The organism is Vibrio sp. V01_P9A10T6, assembly GCF_963877065.1.
Lineage (GTDB): Bacteria > Pseudomonadota > Gammaproteobacteria > Enterobacterales > Vibrionaceae > Vibrio > Vibrio anguillarum.
The window spans coordinates 1-17,755 of record NZ_CAWNTB010000187.1 but is presented as its reverse complement, the minus strand read 5'-3'; the positions used below and the strand labels follow the sequence as shown (position 1 = coordinate 17,755).

Here is a 17,755-nt window from a genome sequence, read left to right as displayed (position 1 = left end):
CATCAGTATAACGGTGGTCTAACTCCCAATGAATCAGAACGATTATATTGGGAAAACTCTAAAACCGTGGCCAATTTTAGTTGACCACTACAACCTTCCCAATAAACATTAGGTAATTTCATCAGTTTTTCATGGAGCTTAGTGTGACATTTCTTTATCATCCATGCCTACGCGATAAGTTGATTATTGGTCGCGATTTTTGCTTGTCCTTCCTCTGGAGATATTTGTGCATCGTTATAAACAAGAAGCTTCAAATTTAATCAAATTGGCAACACCTGTGTTGATTGCCTCTATTGCTCAAACTGGAATGGGCTTTGTAGATACCGTCATGGCAGGTGGTGTGAGTGCGATTGATATGGCTGCGGTATCGATCGCGGCAAGTATTTGGCTACCTTCGATTCTGTTTGGTGTTGGGTTGTTAATGGCGTTGGTTCCTGTGGTAGCGCAACTCAACGGATCAGGTCGGCAAAAGAAAATTCCTTTTGAAATACAGCAAGGCGCAGCGCTAGCGTTGTTTGTCTCTATCCCCATTATTGGTGTTCTTTTTCAAACTCAATGGATTTTGGGGTGGATGGATATTGAGCCGTTGATGGCTGAAAAAACTAACGGGTACATGTACGCCGTGATGTTTGCCGTACCTTCTTATTTACTATTTCAAGCATTGCGCAGTTTCACGGATGGTATCTCACTGACGAAACCCGCCATGGTGATTGGTTTTGCGGGCTTATTAGTTAACATTCCACTTAACTGGATTTTCGTATACGGAAAATTTGGCGCACCAGAGCTAGGCGGTGTAGGTTGTGGTGTGGCGACGGCAATTGTCTATTGGTTGATGTTTTTTATGCTGCTGTTTTATGTCGTCACTTCTAAACGCATGGCGCACATTAATATCTTTGGTGAATTCCATAAACCACAATTGAAAGCGCAAATTCGCTTATTCAAGCTTGGTTTTCCTGTGGCGGCAGCGATATTTTTTGAAGTTACTCTATTTGCTGTGGTCGCATTGTTGGTCGCTCCACTCGGTTCATTGGTGGTGGCGGCTCACCAAGTCGCTTTGAATTTCTCATCATTAATTTTTATGTTACCGATGAGTATCGGCGCGGCAGTGAGCATCCGTGTTGGCCATAAGCTGGGCGAGAAAAATATTGAAGGGGCAACCATCGCTTCGCAGGTTGGCTTGTTAGTCGGTTTATCTACTGCAATTATCACGGCGACGTTAACGGTTCTATTTCGTGAATATGTGGCTTTGCTTTATACGGAAAACCAAGCCGTTGTAGCCATGGCGATGCAGTTGCTTATTTTTGCGGCTATTTATCAATGTATGGATGCGATTCAAGTCGTTGCAGCAGGAGCGCTACGTGGTTATAAAGACATGACGGCTATTTTTAATCGTACCTTTATCGCTTATTGGATGATTGGCTTGCCAACCGGCTATGTATTAGCAATGACAGATTTCATTGTCGAACCTATGGGTGCCAGTGGGTTCTGGATAGGATTTATCGTTGGCTTATCTTCTGCTGCTTTAATGCTGGGTATCCGCTTACACTGGATGCATCAACAAGCCGATAGCGTGCAACTCGATTTTGCATCGAAATAACAGCTTGATTCTCTGAATTTCAACGTGGCGAAAAGGCGTTGCGATGAAATAATAAGGTCAGACATTGTCTAGCCTTATTTATATTGCTGGCCTTTCTCTCATAAAACGTGCAAATCTTGGTTTTCCTTCTGCAGTGAGATCATTAAAACGAAAAGTAATAATGGATCCGATCTTTGGCGGATTATTTCTGATCTCATCAGAAAAACCGCTGCCGATATAGAACTCAACACCGTTTTCTAAGCGCACTAGCACTGATCCCATCATACCTTGGTACTTGCCTGAACCCAGTTTATAACCAATGACAGTGGCCTCAGCATCTTGGTGTTTTTTAAGCTTAAGTAAATCGTTGCTGCGGCCTGCTTGATAATGAGCATTGATTTTTCGCAGCATCACCCCTTCACCTTGTCCATCACTTACGTTGTCTAAATATCCAAGCAACTCTTCTTCTGAATGAATTGGTGAATGTTCAATATAGGTAATGTGCGAAGCATTCATGAGTGAGGATAAGTTGATGAGATTGCGGTATCGCTTTTGGTAGTCACCGATCGCTTCGGGCATATCAAACAGCATAAAGCGGATGCTTTGCCACGCTTCATCGGTTGGTATGGTATCCAATACCGTTTGTTGAACGTGATGAAACTGACCTCGTCCAGCCCAGAGCTCTCCTTCTAATGCCTTATTAGGTAATGGTGCAGTAAACCAAGCAGGCGCATTGATCTTATTACCATTACGCGTATGAAGATATTGTCCATTCCAGATGGCGCGAATTCCATCCAGTTTTTCACTTTTCCAGTACTCAGCAACATCAATGCCATGTTGGTAACTATTGGCTGCTGTGACCGGAATAAACATCTGAAAGTTTTCCGTTGCAGTGACAGGAATTGTGTTCAATAAAGCGATGGAGAGTAGCGATAGTTTCAGTTGCATGCCATCAGGCTCGATCAATCAAAATGTGGTACATACTTAGCACGTGCCACTCATATGAAAACCATAAACAAGATAAATTGCGATGAAATTCATACTCAATCATCTCTAAAAAACAGCTTATTACATAGACAGTTACGACATGTAGATAGTGTTTTATCAGCCTTTTAAACCTAAGCGTTTTTAGGCTGCACGTGTGTATTCAAGCCACTCCAAATGATTTTGCCCTGCTTTTAAGCCCATGTCATAGCCTATGTTGAGCAACGGTAACTTCATCGTCAGTCTCTTAACGGGAAACCCTTCAGGTGGCGCGATTACTCGAATGATGGCATCAGAAGGTGGATTGCGAATAAATTCAAGTGATTGGTTGTAATGTTTCGCACGAAATAGCATTGATTTAGCCATATTTGGATGGCGTGAAAAGAGTTTTTTCATCATCCACTTACTTTTAGGGGGCGACATGATATAGCTAAGTGGATGTGATAAAACAACCGTAATATCTCGTGCTCCACGGCGATACGCTTCTTTAACAGGGATCGAGTCAGCAACACCTCCATCAGTGTAGCAACCACCATGGAAACAAGGCGTGTGCTTATAAACTATCGGTAGCGCGGATGTAGCCTCAATGGCCGTGCTCAAGTTTTCTTGAGTCACTCGATAATAATCGGCTTTACCCGTTTCGATATTGGTTGCAACGGCAAAGAAAGGGACTGAGTTAAACAGTTTGTCTTCATCAATCGGATAACGTCGGTTGGACTCATCGATTAGCCAACGCACATCGACGAGATTTCCCCCCTTAATAAAGCGAATTGGGTTAAAAAAAAGACGGTCGGTGGCAAGCTGAGTTACAACGTGATAACTGCGTCTCGGTTGCTTCGCAAGGTAGCCGATTAAGTTTGAAGCTCCAGCTGAAACACCTAATACAAAATCAAATGGGTTATGCTGATGTTGTAAAAAACTATCCAAGACTCCACTGGCAAAAATGCCGCGCATCGCACCACCTTCAACCACTAACGCTTTCATCATGATTCTCTCTCTGTACTTCATCGTTAAACGTTATGGTACGGAAAAAATCAGAAAGACAATAATAGGTTCTCTTTATCACTAAGATAGGCAAAACCGAACCAATGTCAGTCTTGATAATGACGATTCAAAAATCGTAAAAGGTCAGACGCCTCATCATCGGGCAGATGAGGCGCTATGATCAGATATTAGCCGTTTGCGCTTGCTGAACTTTTTGTAAACGAGAAAGGAATTTGATCCATCCTTTGGCATGGCTTGATGGGTTTAGGTTTTCAGCTTGCTTGGCTTGGTATAGAGCATTATCGAGTTGATTGAGTTTGTACAGCGCATGAACTCGCGCTAACGCGACATCGGCTTTTTTCTCGCGCGTGGTGACTTTATCCAGCGCCTGTAACGCTTCTTTAAATTGCCCTTGCTGGTTATGCAGTAGCGCCACTTGCCAATAATATTGCTCATCCTGTTCAGCTGCTTTTGTCCATGTTCTGATCGCTGATTGCCATTCTTTGGCTTGCTGCCAGTAAGTGGCTTGCTCTTTCAGTAAAGTTAAGTCTTGATCAGCATCAGATAATGTTTGCAGAACTTGCGCCGCACGTTCTGGAATGCCGTTTTGCGCATACAACTGCGCGAGCAAGTGTTTATCCTTATCGGTTAATTCCACACCTTGTAATTTGGCTAACGCTAAACTGTTTAATGCTTGACGACGCTGATCTAAACGCAGATGTAAACCGACTAACTGTCGCCACCAACTGGCTTGGTCAGGCTCCAGCATGATCAGTTTTTCTAAGGTTGGAATGGCCGCTTTCCATTGTTCTAGCTGAAGCTGCGCACCTAATTTAAGTGACAGTGGGTTTTTAGTATTGAGTGGTGTCACGGTTTGGTATTTATCCAACGCATGCAGCACTTTTTTCCATTGTGCAATTTGGTATTGGGTCTGTGCGATACGCAACCACAGATCGTCTACTTTCTGTGAAGGCGGAACGGATTTCAATAATTGGTAGTAGTGCGGTAACGCCTTTTCAAATTGTTGTTCATTGACATACAGATCAGCCAACATACGTTCGGTGGTCCATGCCTGCTCATCTTGCAGCTCTCCACTCTCTACAGCGTACCTGATCTGTTTGATAGCCGCTTTGGGCTGACCACTTTGCCAATAAAACACACCAAGCATCCGGGCAACAAATGCTTTATCGTAAAGACGTGACGTTTCAACACTGCTCAGTACCTCAATGGCTTGAGTGAGGTTCTCTTCTAATGCAAATTGTTGTGCTTTTTGCACTTTCAGGACTGTTGTCGTGCTTAATTCGCTCGCATTTAAAGAGAGCGAGCCGATAACAAGTGATAAGCCAATCAATATACGTTTCATCATTTGGCAATTTTAAACTCCACAGTCACGGTTTGTCCCGGCTGCTCAATGGCTTTGCCGTCAACAATCTGAGGTTGATACTTCCATTTTTTCAGCGCTTGCATCGCTTCACGCTCAAACATACGTTTAGGATTGGCATCGACGACATTGATGTCGACGGCTTTTCCTGTTGTATCAATGGTAAAGCTTAATGTAACGAAACCTTCTACACCTCGCTTTAGGGCTCGGCTTGGATAAACAGGCTCGACACGATATAACGGCATTGCTTGCTGGTTTGAGCCAAAATCACCAAAGGTTGGTGCGCTAATCGCCACCCCATTAAGCGCGGTATCCAAACCCAAAGCTGGTAAACTAGTGAGTGATGTAGCGGCCGTAGCAGTAGTTTGTGACTCTGTCACTTGTGCTTGCGGTGGCGGCTCAGGCAACTTTAAAGGTTCCGGAACGCTACGTTGGCGACGCTGTAAATCGTGTTCTTGTTCCATCATCACCATGTTAAATCGCAGTGCTTGAGTTGGTTTTACAGCGCGTTGGTTACCGTTATCCACCATCCACGCCATAAAACTGAACAACGCCAGCGAAATCGCTCCTGCAATTGGCAAAGCAAGCAGTAAACGTCCCATTAACGCTTCTCCGCCGCCAATGCGATATTTTTCACTCCGGCCCCTTTGGCCGCATCCATCACTTTAACAACCGTACCGTTATAAGCATGTTCATCCGCTTGAATCACTAACGCCGCATCTGGTTGTTCGAGTAGCAGATGTTCTAGGGTGGCCTCTACACGTTCAACATCAATCAAGCGTTTGTCGATGTAAATATCATTGGATGCATTGATAGCGACAAAAATACCCGCATCTTTCTGACTCACCGCGTGAGAAGCTTGAGGACGGTTAACCTCAACACCTGATTCACGAACAAATGAGCTGGTGACAATGAAAAAAATCAGCATGATAAAGACAATGTCGAGCATCGATGTTAAGTCTATCTGCGCCTCATCATTTCTTGGCTGGCGTCTGCCTAATCTCATCGCAAACTCCTTAACGATTTTTCTAATTTTAATTCAAGTAGATGACACTTTTTTGCAAGACGAGCATGCACAAACATGCCCGCAAGGGCCGCGACCATTCCGGCCATTGTCGGTAATGTGGCCAATGAAATGCCAGATGCCATCAATTTAGGATCGCTACTACCTTGATTTGCCATCACATCAAACACAGAGATCATTCCGGTGACTGTGCCGAGCAGCCCTAACATTGGGCAAAGTGTGACGAGCAGTTTTATCATGTTAAGGTTGTGGCGCAGCATCTGCTGTGCTTCACCAAGCCAACCCTCGCGAATGGCATGGGCATACCATGAATGGTGTTCCGCGCGTTGATGCCATTGCTCTAACCACCCTTTTCGATATTTAGGAAAGCTCAATACCACAAACAGTACGCGTTCGATGATCAACAACCAATAAAGCGCCACCACCCCAGCTAGCCACCATAAGACGATACCCCCTTGCTGCATAAACTGCTGCAAGGTTGTTAGCCAGTCATTGCTGAGCAGTGCGCTTGGCAATACGCTGTTCATTACGCCGCATTCCTCATTGAAGCTTGGCATTCTTGCTCTGCTTGCGCAGCAACGAGGCCAATCCCCTGTTTTTCTAAAATAGAGCGAATATTTTCGGCTTGAGAGCTTAAGATATTATGAGCTAATAATAGTGGAATCGCAGAGACTAAACCCAGAACGGTAGTCACCAAGGCCATTGAAATGCCGCCCGCCATTACTTTTGGATCACCGTTACCAAATTGTGTGATCACTTGGAAGGTTTCAATCATGCCGGTCACCGTACCCAATAGCCCAAGCATCGGCGCAATCGCAGCTAATAACTTCAGCATCGATAAGCCTTTTTCCAAATGCGCTTGTTCATCGACCACCGCTTCCAGCAAGCGCAGCTCCAACGCTTCTACGCTGCGATTTTGCTCTTTGTTATAGACGCTGAGTACACGCCCCAATGGGTTATTACCAATTTTCTGTACATCTTTAAGCTGCGCTTTGATCTTGTGGTGAGTCATCACCAATGCGAAGCCGCGATAGAAAGCAATGATTAAACCAATACCAAGCAGTACCAAAATGATGTTACCGACCGCACCACCCATTTGTAGCCGTTCGGCTAACGTTGGCGTAAGGGCTAGCTGTTCAAGCATGATGCCACGCGAAGGATCGACCACTAAGCTTTCGATTTCTCCCGTATTTAGGCCAGAGAAAATAGGCCCATTGTCCGGTTGTTTCAAATAAGCGGTGGCGGCTTGTTTATCCCCGTTCCATTTGACATAACCTTGCTCTGTCACCAAACCAAAGGTTCCAATACGATAAGCGGCCACATTTTTCGTGACACCGTCACCATTGATAAATGCGATCTGAACGCGGCTTAGCTCACCACTGGCGATGATCTGTTCAACATAGCTGTGCCATAACCCCGTCAGCTGCGGCATCGAGGGTAAAGATTTTGCGGCGACAATTTCTTGTACCCGCGATGTATACTGATGGCGATCAACCGCAGTGATGGAAGATTCCAATTCACTGCTTAATGCTTTGGCATTTTGGCGTACCACACCAAACAGCTCTCCAAGGCTTCCTGTTTCTAAGCGAAGCTGCTCTTCTAAACGTGCTAGTCGGTTTTCATTATTACTGAATTGCGTGCTTAGCTTATCCGCTTGCGCTTGTAAATCTTGGCGCTGAGCTTCTAGCTCTGCTTTGGCGCGGCGTAGCTGCTGTTCGGTTTGTTTAAAACCCGCTTCGCGTTCGATATTGTGCTGCTGCTGCTGTTTGTTTTCCACTTTAGCGCTGCTGACTAATTCCGTAGAAGCAAAGCTGTTGAAAGCCAATAGTGTTAAACAGAGTGATGAGAGAGAGAAAACTATCTTCATTTGCTTTGCTCCTCTACTAACTCAAGTGAAACAGGAACCGTCATTAAGTTCGGTGTGATTAAATTGTTGGCCATTTTGAAAGCGGTATCTAAATCGGCATATAGCCCACTATCGACATTGGTCCATTGGTGCGAGTTTTGGCTCCAGCTCCAATACTGTTTGCCATTTAAGCTACGAGCCACCAGCGATAAACGGCCAACGTACAAAATGTCAGCTTCAATGGTTTTGTTTTCATTGAACACCACTGCGCCTTGATAAACACCCAGTTTAATGCCGTAATCAATTTCGATTTGGTACGCTTCAAGAATACGGCGGTATTTTTCAGCATCGCTGACATCCGATCGCACCATCATCGATTCCAGCTTTTCTAAACGCTCTAAACGCGTTTCGCGCTTTAATGGTTTGTCGTTTTCGATTAGGGTACGTAGCCCGTCGATCATCTGATACATCAAAGGAACAATGCCTTGGCGAGTCAGTTTTATCTCATCAATTTGTGACGATAGACTTTGCGCTTCCTGATTCTGGTTTTCCACCAGCGATGCCAAGTGATTACGATAAATAGTGAGATTTTTCACTTCTTCTTTTAACTGATCGATATCAGCTTGCATCAGCAACGCTGATTGAGAACTGTGATTGATGTTCTGTTGGCTGGCGACTGAAGCCGAATTGGTTTTATTTTGGATGGCATTCGCGTCACTGAGTGTAGAAGCATTTACTGCGAACAAACTGGTAGTCGCCACCAAGGACAAGCTGATTTTTAAAAGATTCATAGACGTTATTCATTACCTTCAACGAAGTGTTATCACCTTGTTGATAAAAGCTCTCATTATCATCAAGGATCGCATTCTAACGATTTTTTTCGGTGCAAACAACCACAGTATGCGGCGAACACTCTTTGTTGATGAGTTTTAAAGCCACCTACCCTTTATTTACCTTTACTGACCCCAAATTGCCAAACAGACTTCATTAAACTTTTGACTTTTATTTTGACCACTCGCCAATGTGTGATGGGCCGTATAGGTGCGGTATTTAGCAGGTGTTGGTAGGTTTTTTCGCTCAAACGCCCCTCTTTGCCGTGTGCAAGAAGCAGTGTTTCTGGGTTGAGCTTGAAGATCCGTTCAAGTGACTGGCGATATTGATTGGGATGGAAAATAGGAAAAGGGGCAATCAACTGCTTTTTCACTTCAACCATTAAATCGGCAACATACACAATGCCTTGCTGTGCATGGTAGACAGACAAATCTCGGTCGGTATGCCCTGGAGTTTCTAAGATTTGCCATTCGTTAAAATGAGGAATAGTCTCGCCATCGTTGAGCTTAATGTCAGGCTTTAAGACACGTGGATACCATAAATTCTGCCGCGGGCGGCCTAGGCGATTCGCCATCCAACGCGCAAGCGCAAGATCGGCTAGATGCATACAAAATCCGTCCAAACCACGATACCAATCATGATCTTTATTGGCAGAGATGATTTTACAACCCGTTAATGCACGCAATTGATGAGCCGCCCCAGCGTGATCTGGATGCATGTGAGTTACCACAACGGTATGCAGATGTGAAAAAGGACGGTTCAGTTCATTCTCAATGAAGTGCTGCAACGTAGGTATGTCTGCTCGACTTGCACCGTCTAGCAGTAATAATCGTTCTGGATATTCAGCCAGATACATATTCTGAATATAGCCTTTGATCGTATGTAGCTTCACCGTTATCCCTACTTGACAGATCAGACCTCCTGCCTGATGTTGGATAAGCATAGCATTAGCGAAAGTGATGTCCAAAGCGCGTCGTCTCTCATTTCCATCAATTTGAAGACAAAATAGAAGGCGCGCGCTATGCTGAGCCGGTTTTAATTGTGTAGAGATAACGCTATGAAGCCTATGATTATTGGCCACCGCGGAGTGGCCGGCCATTACCCTGAAAATACGCAAGTGAGTGTGCAAGCCGCTATTGATTTAGGCCTAAAGTGGGTTGAAGTGGATGTGCAACCGACTCAAGATCATATATTGGTTGTTTGCCACGATCACACCATTGATCGTTGCAGTAATGGTAAAGGACGCATTGATTCTTACACGCTTGAGCAATTACAACAGTTCGATTTTGGCGGTTGGTTTGATCCTCAATTTGCAGGCGAACCCATCATGACATTAGAGACGTTGCTGACACTCGCAAAGCAGCACAGCCTTGGTTTAAACATTGAAGTAAAAGTGGATAAACACGATGTTGCTCAAGTCGCTGCTCAGCTTAAAGCGCAACTGGATCAATGTGGATTACCGAATGAACAGATTGTTCTCTCCAGTTTTAGCCACGCTATCATGCGCGAGCTTTATCAGCATTGTCCGGGTTATAAATTGGCGGTGTTGAGCGAGCGATTAACGCGTAAAGATAAGCAATTGTTAGCCGAAATTGACGCCTTTGGCTGTAACCTTAACTATCAATGGATCAGTGCAAAACACATTGCCGAGTTACATCAAGCGGGTTACCAAATTTGGTGCTACACGGTGAATAATCCGAAAAAGTTCAAACATCTCAACTCGGTTGACGCCATTTTTAGTGACGATCCACAGTGCTTTTTGTAAGCCTGCAAGCGTTTAGCTGACTGGTAGAATCTCTTTATTGAGAATGATTCTTCATAATGCGCCACTCTTCCACTCTGTCATCACTCAATAATATGGATGATTTCCTAAGGTACTCTCTATGATACTTGACTCATCGTTATGGATTTGGATCCCACTGCTTTTTGCCGTTATCTTCAGTTTTCAAAAGCAGTTACGTCCAGCATTCACCTTGCTAGCACTGTCGTTAGTGGGCGGATGGTTCACAGACCGATTATCGTTAATGGCCCTGCTGTATGTCACCATTGGATTATGTGGTGCTTATTACATTCCACAACTGAAAGGCCGCTGGAAATGGTTTGCTCATGGTGCGTTGCTATTATGGGCAATTGCACTGCTGCTGCATGCTATTCCTGGTTTTAATAATCCTAAAGTGCTAGATAATGTGGTTGCTGGTGCAAATAGTGCCCCCTTTCGTCTCTACTTAAACCTAGATAAACCTATGGTATTTTTTGCTTTGCTACTCGCTTGGCCGCCACTCCTTGGCAACCATCAAACCATTCGTTGGGCCGCGATCGGTAAAGTGTCGATTCCTCTTTTTGCTTTGCTTTTTGTCGCATGGGCGCTTGGCGCGATTAAGCCCGAGTTATCTTTACCGACTTGGTGGTGGCTCTTTGCTCTCAATAATTTACTGTTAACCTGTGTGGTGGAAGAAGCATTTTTTCGGGGCTATTTACAAAAAGCCGTTAGTGAAAAATTCGGTCTATGGCTCGGTATTGCGCTCGCTAGTACCCTATTTGGTCTTGCGCATTTTTCTGGCGGCGTGACTTTGGCGCTATTTGCCACATTAGCTGGTATTGGCTACGGCGCGATCTATCATCTAAGCGGGCGTTTATGGACAGCTGTACTCTTCCACTTTCTCTTTAATTTTTCCCACCTTATTTTCTTCACTTATCCAGTATGGGTACAGCGTTAAAACCTCTAAGCCAGCTGAAGTTTTCGCTGGCTTTTTTCTTTTTTTCAGTCGATGAAATACCTTATTGATAGTTTAGTGACAACCGTTATGAACAACTGAGTATAAAACGAATTGTTCTCATTATTCCTATTTTTGGCCTAGGGTTTATGGTCAACGTCATGTTGATAATAATACTCCAGGGAGGAGAGAATGAACCAGAAACAAACGTTATTGGCGATTGCGCTAGCAGGCTGTTTCAGTACCGCTTATGCAGAAGAAAAGGTGTGGATTTCCATTGGTGGTGACGCGACGCAAACGGCGCTTCGCTCTGGAGCCCAAAGCCTATTACCTGAAAATCTTATCAATCAAACATCAGTATGGGTTGGGCAAGTACCAGTAAGCGAGTTAGCGACGCTTTCACATGAAATGCACGAAAATCATCAGCGATGTGGTGGTTATATGGTGCATCCTTCTGCACAAAGTGCGATGAGTGTCAGCGCAATGCCGCTGAATCTAAACACTTTCAGTGCACCAGAAATAACTCAGCAAACCACCGTTAATGCTTGGTTGCCATCAGTATCAGCGCAACAAATCACCAGTACCATCACCACCTTAACCCAGTTTAAAAATCGCTTTTATACCACCTCGACTGGTGCTCAAGCATCGAATTGGATTGCAGATCATTGGCGCTCACTCTCTGCGTCACTGCCCGCAAGCAAAGTAGAACAAATCACACATTCAGGCTACAACCAGAAATCGGTGATGCTTACAATCACGGGCTCTGAAAAACCTGACGAATGGGTGGTGATTGGCGGGCATTTAGACTCGACACTTGGCTCTCGAACCAACGAAAGCAGTATTGCGCCGGGTGCGGATGACGATGCATCAGGCATCGCGGGCGTGACAGAAATCATTCGTTTGTTGTCTGAGCAAAATTTTCGTCCTAAACGCAGCATCGCTTTTATGGCTTACGCCGCCGAAGAAGTGGGCCTTCGAGGTTCACAAGACTTAGCCAATCGTTTTAAAGCCGAAGATAAAAAAGTAATGTCTGTGATGCAGTTAGACATGACTAACTACCAAGGTTCACGCGAAGATATTGTGTTTATGAGCGATTACACCGACAGTAATTTTACCCAGTATTTGACACAACTATTGGATGAATATTTACCGTCATTAACCTATGGATTTGATACCTGTGGCTATGCCTGTTCTGATCATGCCTCTTGGCATGCGGTTGGTTACCCAGCTGCGATGCCTTTTGAATCCAAATTTAATGATTACAACCCTAATATTCATAGCCCGCAAGACACTCTGCAAAATTCCGACCCAACAGGATTTCATGCGGTGAAATTTACTAAACTTGGATTGGCTTATGTGGTTGAAATGGGTAACGCCTCAACACCGCCTACACCGAGCAATCAACTGAAAAATGGCGTACCTGTGAACGGTTTATCGGCCAGCAGAAATAGCAAAACCTGGTATCAATTCGAACTGCAGGAAGCGGGCAACTTGAGTATTGTATTGTCAGGGGGAAGCGGCGATGCCGATTTATACGTTAAGTATCAAACTGATGCCGATCTACAGCAATACGACTGCCGTCCTTATCGCAGTGGCAATAATGAAACGTGTCAGTTCTCCAATGCTCAACCGGGCCGCTATTCTATTTTGCTGCATGGATACAACAATTACAGCAATGCAAGTTTAGTGGCGAATGCTCAATAAACAGCGCAAAGAAAAGCCAGCCGCAAGGCTGGCTTTTCGATTAACTCTCAGCATCGGGCTGGTTTTCTGGTGCGGCGGCAATAAACGCCGGATGAGCACGAAGCTCAGCAGTGATTCGTTTGATGATCGGAAACTGCGCCATATCAAGATTAAAGCGCTCCGCGTTATACACTTGTGGTACTAAACAAACATCCACTAAGCTCAGTTGATCACCAACACAGTACTCCCCTGATACTGTCGCCAATTTCTTTTCCAAGGCATGAAACCCCGTGGCTATCCAATGCCGATACCAGTCTCCTTTTTGACTTTCATCCACGTCCAGTTCGCGCGTTAAATATTGTAAAACTCGTAGATTGTTCAGTGGATGAATATCAATAGCAATATCTTGCGCCAGTGCTTTAACCTGATATTTCTCTTTACCTGATAACGGAACCAGACGGACTTGGGGATACTGGTCATCCAAATATTCGATGATGGTTAACGACTGAGTAATGCAATGCCCGTTATCTTCCAGTACCGGAATTAACTCACTCGGGTTGAGAGCGCGAAACTCTTCTGAATGTTGAACTCCGCCCTCCTTAACTAAATGGATAGCAATCGACTGGTAATCGAGCGCCTTGAGGTGAAGTGCGATTCGTACTCGGTAAGCGGCTGAAGAGCGCCAATACCCATATAACTTGAGGCTACTCATGACCCTTTCACCACGCGTTGATCGATTAAACCAAACAGGCTGTTCCCTTTATCATCACGCATTTCTAACGTTATCCTGTCACCAAATTTCATAAATTCGGTGCTTGGTTTACCGTCCCGAATGGTTTCAATCATTCGCACTTCTGCAATGCATGAATAACCGACTCCCCCTTCAGCAATCGCACTGCCAAAATCGGTTCCCTGTTTATTAGAAACTGTACCAGAGCCAATAATAGTGCCCGCGCACAAGAGGCGCGTTTTTGCTGCGTGAGCAATTAACTGTGGGAATTCAAACGTCATGTCCACGCCAGCATTGGGGCAACCAAATGGTTTATTGTTATAGGTTGATAGCAATGGCAGGTTGAGTTTTCCGCCGTCCCAATGGCAGCCTAGTTCATCGGGTGTCACAGCGACAGGAGAGAATGCTGAAGACGGTTTTGATTGAAAAAAACCAAATCCTTTAGCAAGCTCTTGAGGGATCAAACCACGCAGCGACACATCGTTAACCAACATCACCAATCGAATCGCTTGCGCCGCTTCACTTGGGGTTGCACCCATTCTGACATCATCGGTGATCACGGCCACTTCGGCTTCAAAATCAATTCCCCATGCTTCATCTTGCATTTGAATATCATCACGCGGTCCAAGAAAAGCATCCGAACCACCTTGATACATTAACGGATCACTCCAGAAGCTTTCAGGGATCTCCGCACCTCGTGCTTTTCGTACTAACTCGACATGGTTGACGTAAGCAGAACCGTCGGCCCATTGATACGCTCTAGGCAGCGGCGAATGACACAAGGTTTGATCAAACTGCATCTCTTGCAGCAATTCGCCTTCATTAAGCGCCGTGTAAATTTCGCTGAGCATCGGTGCGGTTTCCTGCCAACGGTCTAAGGCTTGCTGTAAATGCTCGGCAATCTCAGGCACAGCAACGCATTTTGATAAGTCATGGCTGACCACTACCAATAAACCATCTCTTGTGCCGTTTTTTAGCGTAGCTAACTTCATGTCACTTCCTTATTCTTATTCGTTTATTCGCTCTTCCAACTGTAGACGTACTGTTGATTTTCAACCTGCTGCGCCGCCTCACTAAAGTGTAATGCATGCCGCGTATCAATCATCACAGCCACTTCATCGGTAAATTTTTTCTTATACTCTTGCCCAGCTTGGAACGCTTTCGGATGTGGGCCATGGGTAAACCCGGCAGGATGAAAAGTGACCATGCCAGCTTCAATATTATCGCGGCTAAAGAAATCACCCGCATGGTAGAAGAGCACTTCATCGTAATCATCATTGTTATGATAAAACGGAACCTTTAAAGCGCCGGGGTCACTCTCAATCGGCCGAGGCACAAAGGTGCAGACCACAAAACCTTGGCCAACAAACGTTGTGTGAGCGGAGGGCGGCAAATGATAGCGATGCGACATCAACGGCCGAATGTCTCGCCAGTTGAGTTTCACCACAGAAAGATCACCGTGCCAACCTACTGCATCCAATGGGTTAAATGGATAAGTAATGACGCTGATTTTCTCATGACGTTTTAAATGAACTTGGGTGGTCTTTTCTGAATACTGCGCTTTAAACTCTGGATTAATCGACGGGACTTGCAAAACCGCAGGATCGAATATGACGTGGTTCCCTACTAGCCCTTTTTCTGGCAAAGCATACGCCGCATCCGTATTCTCTATCATTAGAATGAACATCGGCTCACTTGGCTCCAGCCGCCAATTGGTTGAGCGCGGGATCAACACATAATCCCCTTGTGAAACGCTCAAGTGTCCGTAATCGCAATAAAAATCAGCGCTTCCTTGATGAATAAAAAGTAACTCATCACCATCGGCGTTACGCACTAAATGATCCATCGCTTGAGCCAGCTTCCATACTCGGACTTTACATTGTGCATTATGCAATAGATGCGGCACGCTCCATGGTGAACTTTGCTTGGCTTGCTCGATCAAATTAAAATTAAAGGCTCTCGGCCTTAACTCACCTTGCCATTCACTCCACCCAGTCGGTGCATGTTGGTGATGGAAATGGGCCGCAGGGCCAAAAAAACCACTGCGCCCTGCTTCTCTTTCATAGATAGCCTCTTGCGGGAAGTCGGCATGAGCTTGGTTTGAACATACCCCTTCCCGATGAGGAAATGTGATCCATTTATGCATCGCTGAGTACTCCTCGCCGAATTTGATCTTCTTCAATCGACTCAAATAACGCTTTGAAATTACCTTCCCCGAACCCTTCATTGCCTTTGCGTTGAATGATCTCAAAAAAGACTGGGCCAATGACGGTTTGAGTAAATATTTGCAGCAAAATTCCATCTTTCATCGGTGCACCATCAATCAGGATCCGCAGCGCTTTTAACTGATCAACATCTTCTTGGTGCCCTTCAACTCGATCACTGACTTTTTCGTAGTAAGTATCCGGTGTCGGCATGAAATCCATCCCTCGCTCGCGCAGAGTACGTACCGTCTGGTAGATATCATCAGTGGATAAAGCGATGTGTTGGATCCCCTCACCATTGTATTCACGAATAAACTCTTCTATTTGTGATTTATCGTCAGAAGATTCATTGATTGGGATGCGAATTTTGCCGCAAGGGGCTGTCATTGCACGGCTAACTAGCCCCGTTAGCTTCCCTTCAATATCAAAATAGCGAATTTCACGGAAGTTACCGATCCGCTCATAAAAGCCAGACCAAACGTCCATGTGGCCTTGTTTGACGTTATGCGTTAAGTGGTCAATTTCGAACAGACCAACATTGGCGTGAGTCATTCGTTGATTGGCATCGGCATAGAACTTGAAATCCACATCATAAATGCTCTGGCTACCGTAACGGTCGACAAAATAGAGCAAGCTATCGCCAATTCCATAAATCGCGGGAATGCTCAGTTCCATTGGGCCAATTTGTGTTTTGTATTCTCGCCCGCCATTTGCCTGCACATGCTGCATGGCGACAGATGCATCATGAACGCGAAACGCCATCCCACACACTGAAGGTCCATGCACTTTGGCAAACGCTGCAGCTTGGCTGTGGGGTTGAGAGTTAACGATAAAATTTATATCCCCTTGACGGTATAACCACGCTTCTTTTGAGCGGTGCTTGGCTATCTCAGCAAAGCCAAGAGAAGTAAACAGCTCTTTTAACTGCGCGATTCCAGCGGGATCAGCCGCGGTGTACTCCACAAATTCAAAACCGTCTGTTCCCAATGGGTTAAATGTTGAGGTCATCTCGCGCTCCTTTTTTGTTAACGCTTGTGTTGAGTATTGCGAACATGGCGTAATTTTCAGCAAAAATGAACCCTATAACGAAAAACGGTTTAGCGGAGAACAAATAGTGTCAATGTAATTAAAATGTTACACAAATCTATTAATGAGCAGTAGGATAGTAAATTAGCGAATTTCACAGAGATGATTTGTTTTTATTTGACTGAATACTAAGCACTTTTCCTTAATTGGCCACGTTAATCACAAGTCAATCATAACCAGTTGCTCAGTAAAGCGAATAGCACGGCGTAACATTTTAGCTACATTTATTAAAAACCGACACTGCCTCAGGCGAAAAACACACAATCGACGAGGTGTTAGGCGCACATGATTTTTATATGCCGAGCTACACGGACAAAACATTAGCCCAACACAGGTGAATCATTAAGTTAAAAACAATAGTCATTGGCTATATGTAAGCGAAAAATTCGGTTGTTTTGTCGTGCTTCTTTGATTTATCGCAGAACATCGCGTCATCCACACGCGATATGGTATGGCTTCTGTTTCCTACGAGATAACAAAATGACCATGATAAATGAACAGCGCTTGGTTGAGCACTTTCTACAACTAATTCAAATTGACAGCGAATCGGGTAACGAAAAACAGATTGCAGAAACGCTGTCTGAACAATTGGGTGAGCTTGGTTTTTCAGTCCAAAAACTGCCCGTACCTGAACATGTTTCCAATGGCTTTAACCTTTATGCTCGCCTAGCAGGACAACTCGATGACAGTGTCGTACTGAGCTGTCACATGG

General features: G+C 44.9%; 17 protein-coding genes and 1 pseudogene. 5 read left to right on the top strand and 13 right to left on the bottom strand.

Annotated elements, in window-relative coordinates; genetic code table 11:
- Positions 1-226: 226 nt before the first annotated feature.
- On the top strand, positions 227-1,597 hold the full coding sequence (locus AACQ21_RS14235; protein ID WP_026027236.1) for an MATE family efflux transporter: 1,371 nt from the start codon (positions 227-229) through the stop codon (positions 1,595-1,597).
- Between the two features lie 78 nt (positions 1,598-1,675).
- Here the strand turns inward: AACQ21_RS14235 and AACQ21_RS14230 are convergent, their stop codons facing one another.
- From AACQ21_RS14230 to AACQ21_RS14190, 9 genes are all read right to left on the bottom strand, one after another.
- Positions 1,676-2,518 carry a DNA ligase gene (locus AACQ21_RS14230; RefSeq protein ID WP_445285731.1) on the bottom strand — a complete coding sequence of 281 codons (843 nt, stop codon included), beginning with the start codon at positions 2,516-2,518 and terminating at the stop codon, positions 1,676-1,678.
- Positions 2,519-2,704: 186 nt separating this feature from the next.
- On the bottom strand, positions 2,705-3,568 hold the full coding sequence (locus AACQ21_RS14225) for a patatin-like phospholipase family protein (protein ID WP_017047626.1): 864 nt from the start codon (positions 3,566-3,568) through the stop codon (positions 2,705-2,707).
- A gap of 157 nt (positions 3,569-3,725) precedes the next feature.
- Positions 3,726-4,910, bottom strand: a complete 1,185-nt coding sequence (locus tag AACQ21_RS14220) for a tetratricopeptide repeat protein (RefSeq protein WP_105976556.1) — start codon at positions 4,908-4,910, stop codon at positions 3,726-3,728.
- Positions 4,907-5,527 carry an energy transducer TonB gene (locus AACQ21_RS14215; protein ID WP_094147900.1) on the bottom strand — a complete coding sequence of 207 codons (621 nt, stop codon included), beginning with the start codon at positions 5,525-5,527 and terminating at the stop codon, positions 4,907-4,909. Before AACQ21_RS14215 ends, AACQ21_RS14220 begins: the two co-directional genes overlap by 4 nt.
- Positions 5,527-5,931: an ExbD/TolR family protein gene (locus AACQ21_RS14210; RefSeq protein WP_013856855.1), complete on the bottom strand. Its 405-nt coding sequence runs from the start codon at positions 5,929-5,931 to the stop codon at positions 5,527-5,529. Before AACQ21_RS14210 ends, AACQ21_RS14215 begins: the two co-directional genes overlap by 1 nt.
- Positions 5,928-6,476 carry a MotA/TolQ/ExbB proton channel family protein gene (locus AACQ21_RS14205; RefSeq protein WP_013856854.1) on the bottom strand — a complete coding sequence of 183 codons (549 nt, stop codon included), beginning with the start codon at positions 6,474-6,476 and terminating at the stop codon, positions 5,928-5,930. The genes AACQ21_RS14210 and AACQ21_RS14205 overlap by 4 nt, the downstream gene beginning before the upstream one ends.
- Positions 6,476-7,816 carry a MotA/TolQ/ExbB proton channel family protein gene (locus tag AACQ21_RS14200; protein ID WP_105976555.1) on the bottom strand — a complete coding sequence of 447 codons (1,341 nt, stop codon included), beginning with the start codon at positions 7,814-7,816 and terminating at the stop codon, positions 6,476-6,478. The genes AACQ21_RS14205 and AACQ21_RS14200 overlap by 1 nt, the downstream gene beginning before the upstream one ends.
- The gene (locus tag AACQ21_RS14195; RefSeq protein WP_105976554.1) at positions 7,813-8,586 is read right to left on the bottom strand and encodes a DUF3450 domain-containing protein; all 774 of its coding nucleotides are present in this window, start codon (positions 8,584-8,586) and stop codon (positions 7,813-7,815) included. The genes AACQ21_RS14200 and AACQ21_RS14195 overlap by 4 nt, the downstream gene beginning before the upstream one ends.
- Positions 8,587-8,741: 155 nt before the next feature.
- On the bottom strand, positions 8,742-9,518 hold the full coding sequence (locus tag AACQ21_RS14190) for an MBL fold metallo-hydrolase (RefSeq protein ID WP_105976553.1): 777 nt from the start codon (positions 9,516-9,518) through the stop codon (positions 8,742-8,744).
- A 165-nt stretch (positions 9,519-9,683) separates the two neighbouring features.
- Here AACQ21_RS14190 and AACQ21_RS14185 point away from each other — a divergent pair, with 165 nt between their 5' ends.
- The 3 genes from AACQ21_RS14185 (at position 9,684) to AACQ21_RS14175 (ending at position 13,044) form a co-directional block, all read left to right on the top strand.
- Positions 9,684-10,391 (top strand): glycerophosphoryl diester phosphodiesterase, encoded by a 708-nt coding sequence (locus tag AACQ21_RS14185; protein WP_105976552.1) that lies wholly within the window; start codon positions 9,684-9,686, stop codon positions 10,389-10,391.
- A 118-nt stretch (positions 10,392-10,509) separates the two neighbouring features.
- Entirely contained in the window at positions 10,510-11,343 is an 834-nt protein-coding gene (locus AACQ21_RS14180; protein WP_105976551.1) for a CPBP family intramembrane glutamic endopeptidase, read from the top strand.
- Between the two features lie 189 nt (positions 11,344-11,532).
- Complete coding sequence (locus AACQ21_RS14175; RefSeq protein WP_105976550.1) at positions 11,533-13,044, top strand: M28 family metallopeptidase; 1,512 nt, start codon at positions 11,533-11,535, stop codon at positions 13,042-13,044.
- Positions 13,045-13,084: 40 nt separating this feature from the next.
- On the opposite strand, the gene maiA is transcribed toward AACQ21_RS14175, so the two are convergent.
- From maiA to hppD, 4 genes are read right to left on the bottom strand one after another with little or no spacing between them, the layout of a single operon-like run.
- Positions 13,085-13,735 carry a maleylacetoacetate isomerase gene (maiA, locus tag AACQ21_RS14170; RefSeq protein ID WP_105976549.1) on the bottom strand — a complete coding sequence of 217 codons (651 nt, stop codon included), beginning with the start codon at positions 13,733-13,735 and terminating at the stop codon, positions 13,085-13,087.
- Positions 13,732-14,745: a fumarylacetoacetate hydrolase family protein gene (locus AACQ21_RS14165; protein ID WP_105976548.1), complete on the bottom strand. Its 1,014-nt coding sequence runs from the start codon at positions 14,743-14,745 to the stop codon at positions 13,732-13,734. Before AACQ21_RS14165 ends, maiA begins: the two co-directional genes overlap by 4 nt.
- 23 nt (positions 14,746-14,768) lie before the next feature.
- Positions 14,769-15,899: a homogentisate 1,2-dioxygenase gene (locus AACQ21_RS14160; protein WP_105976547.1), complete on the bottom strand. Its 1,131-nt coding sequence runs from the start codon at positions 15,897-15,899 to the stop codon at positions 14,769-14,771.
- Positions 15,892-16,965: a 4-hydroxyphenylpyruvate dioxygenase gene (gene hppD / locus AACQ21_RS14155; RefSeq protein WP_017042492.1), complete on the bottom strand. Its 1,074-nt coding sequence runs from the start codon at positions 16,963-16,965 to the stop codon at positions 15,892-15,894. Before hppD ends, AACQ21_RS14160 begins: the two co-directional genes overlap by 8 nt.
- Before the next feature lie 558 nt (positions 16,966-17,523).
- Between hppD and AACQ21_RS14150 the strand changes: the two are divergent.
- A pseudogene (locus AACQ21_RS14150) lies at positions 17,524-17,755 on the top strand (peptidase M20); the annotation flags it as partial.

What these genes read in the sequence shown, in the direction of transcription:
- AACQ21_RS14225 (WP_017047626.1), bottom strand. Translation starts at nt 3,568, where the DNA reads ATGAAGTACAGAGAGAGAATCATGATGAAAGCGTTAGTGGTTGAAGGT.
- AACQ21_RS14220 (WP_105976556.1), bottom strand. Translation starts at nt 4,910, where the DNA reads ATGATGAAACGTATATTGATTGGCTTATCACTTGTTATCGGCTCGCTC.
- AACQ21_RS14215 (WP_094147900.1), bottom strand. Translation starts at nt 5,527, where the DNA reads ATGGGACGTTTACTGCTTGCTTTGCCAATTGCAGGAGCGATTTCGCTG.
- AACQ21_RS14210 (WP_013856855.1), bottom strand. Translation starts at nt 5,931, where the DNA reads ATGAGATTAGGCAGACGCCAGCCAAGAAATGATGAGGCGCAGATAGAC.
- AACQ21_RS14205 (WP_013856854.1), bottom strand. Translation starts at nt 6,476, where the DNA reads ATGAACAGCGTATTGCCAAGCGCACTGCTCAGCAATGACTGGCTAACA.
- AACQ21_RS14200 (WP_105976555.1), bottom strand. Translation starts at nt 7,816, where the DNA reads ATGAAGATAGTTTTCTCTCTCTCATCACTCTGTTTAACACTATTGGCT.
- AACQ21_RS14195 (WP_105976554.1), bottom strand. Translation starts at nt 8,586, where the DNA reads ATGAATCTTTTAAAAATCAGCTTGTCCTTGGTGGCGACTACCAGTTTG.
- AACQ21_RS14185 (WP_105976552.1), top strand. Translation starts at nt 9,684, where the DNA reads ATGAAGCCTATGATTATTGGCCACCGCGGAGTGGCCGGCCATTACCCT.
- AACQ21_RS14180 (WP_105976551.1), top strand. Translation starts at nt 10,510, where the DNA reads ATGATACTTGACTCATCGTTATGGATTTGGATCCCACTGCTTTTTGCC.
- AACQ21_RS14175 (WP_105976550.1), top strand. Translation starts at nt 11,533, where the DNA reads ATGAACCAGAAACAAACGTTATTGGCGATTGCGCTAGCAGGCTGTTTC.
- maiA (WP_105976549.1), bottom strand. Translation starts at nt 13,735, where the DNA reads ATGAGTAGCCTCAAGTTATATGGGTATTGGCGCTCTTCAGCCGCTTAC.
- AACQ21_RS14165 (WP_105976548.1), bottom strand. Translation starts at nt 14,745, where the DNA reads ATGAAGTTAGCTACGCTAAAAAACGGCACAAGAGATGGTTTATTGGTA.
- AACQ21_RS14160 (WP_105976547.1), bottom strand. Translation starts at nt 15,899, where the DNA reads ATGCATAAATGGATCACATTTCCTCATCGGGAAGGGGTATGTTCAAAC.
- hppD (WP_017042492.1), bottom strand. Translation starts at nt 16,965, where the DNA reads ATGACCTCAACATTTAACCCATTGGGAACAGACGGTTTTGAATTTGTG.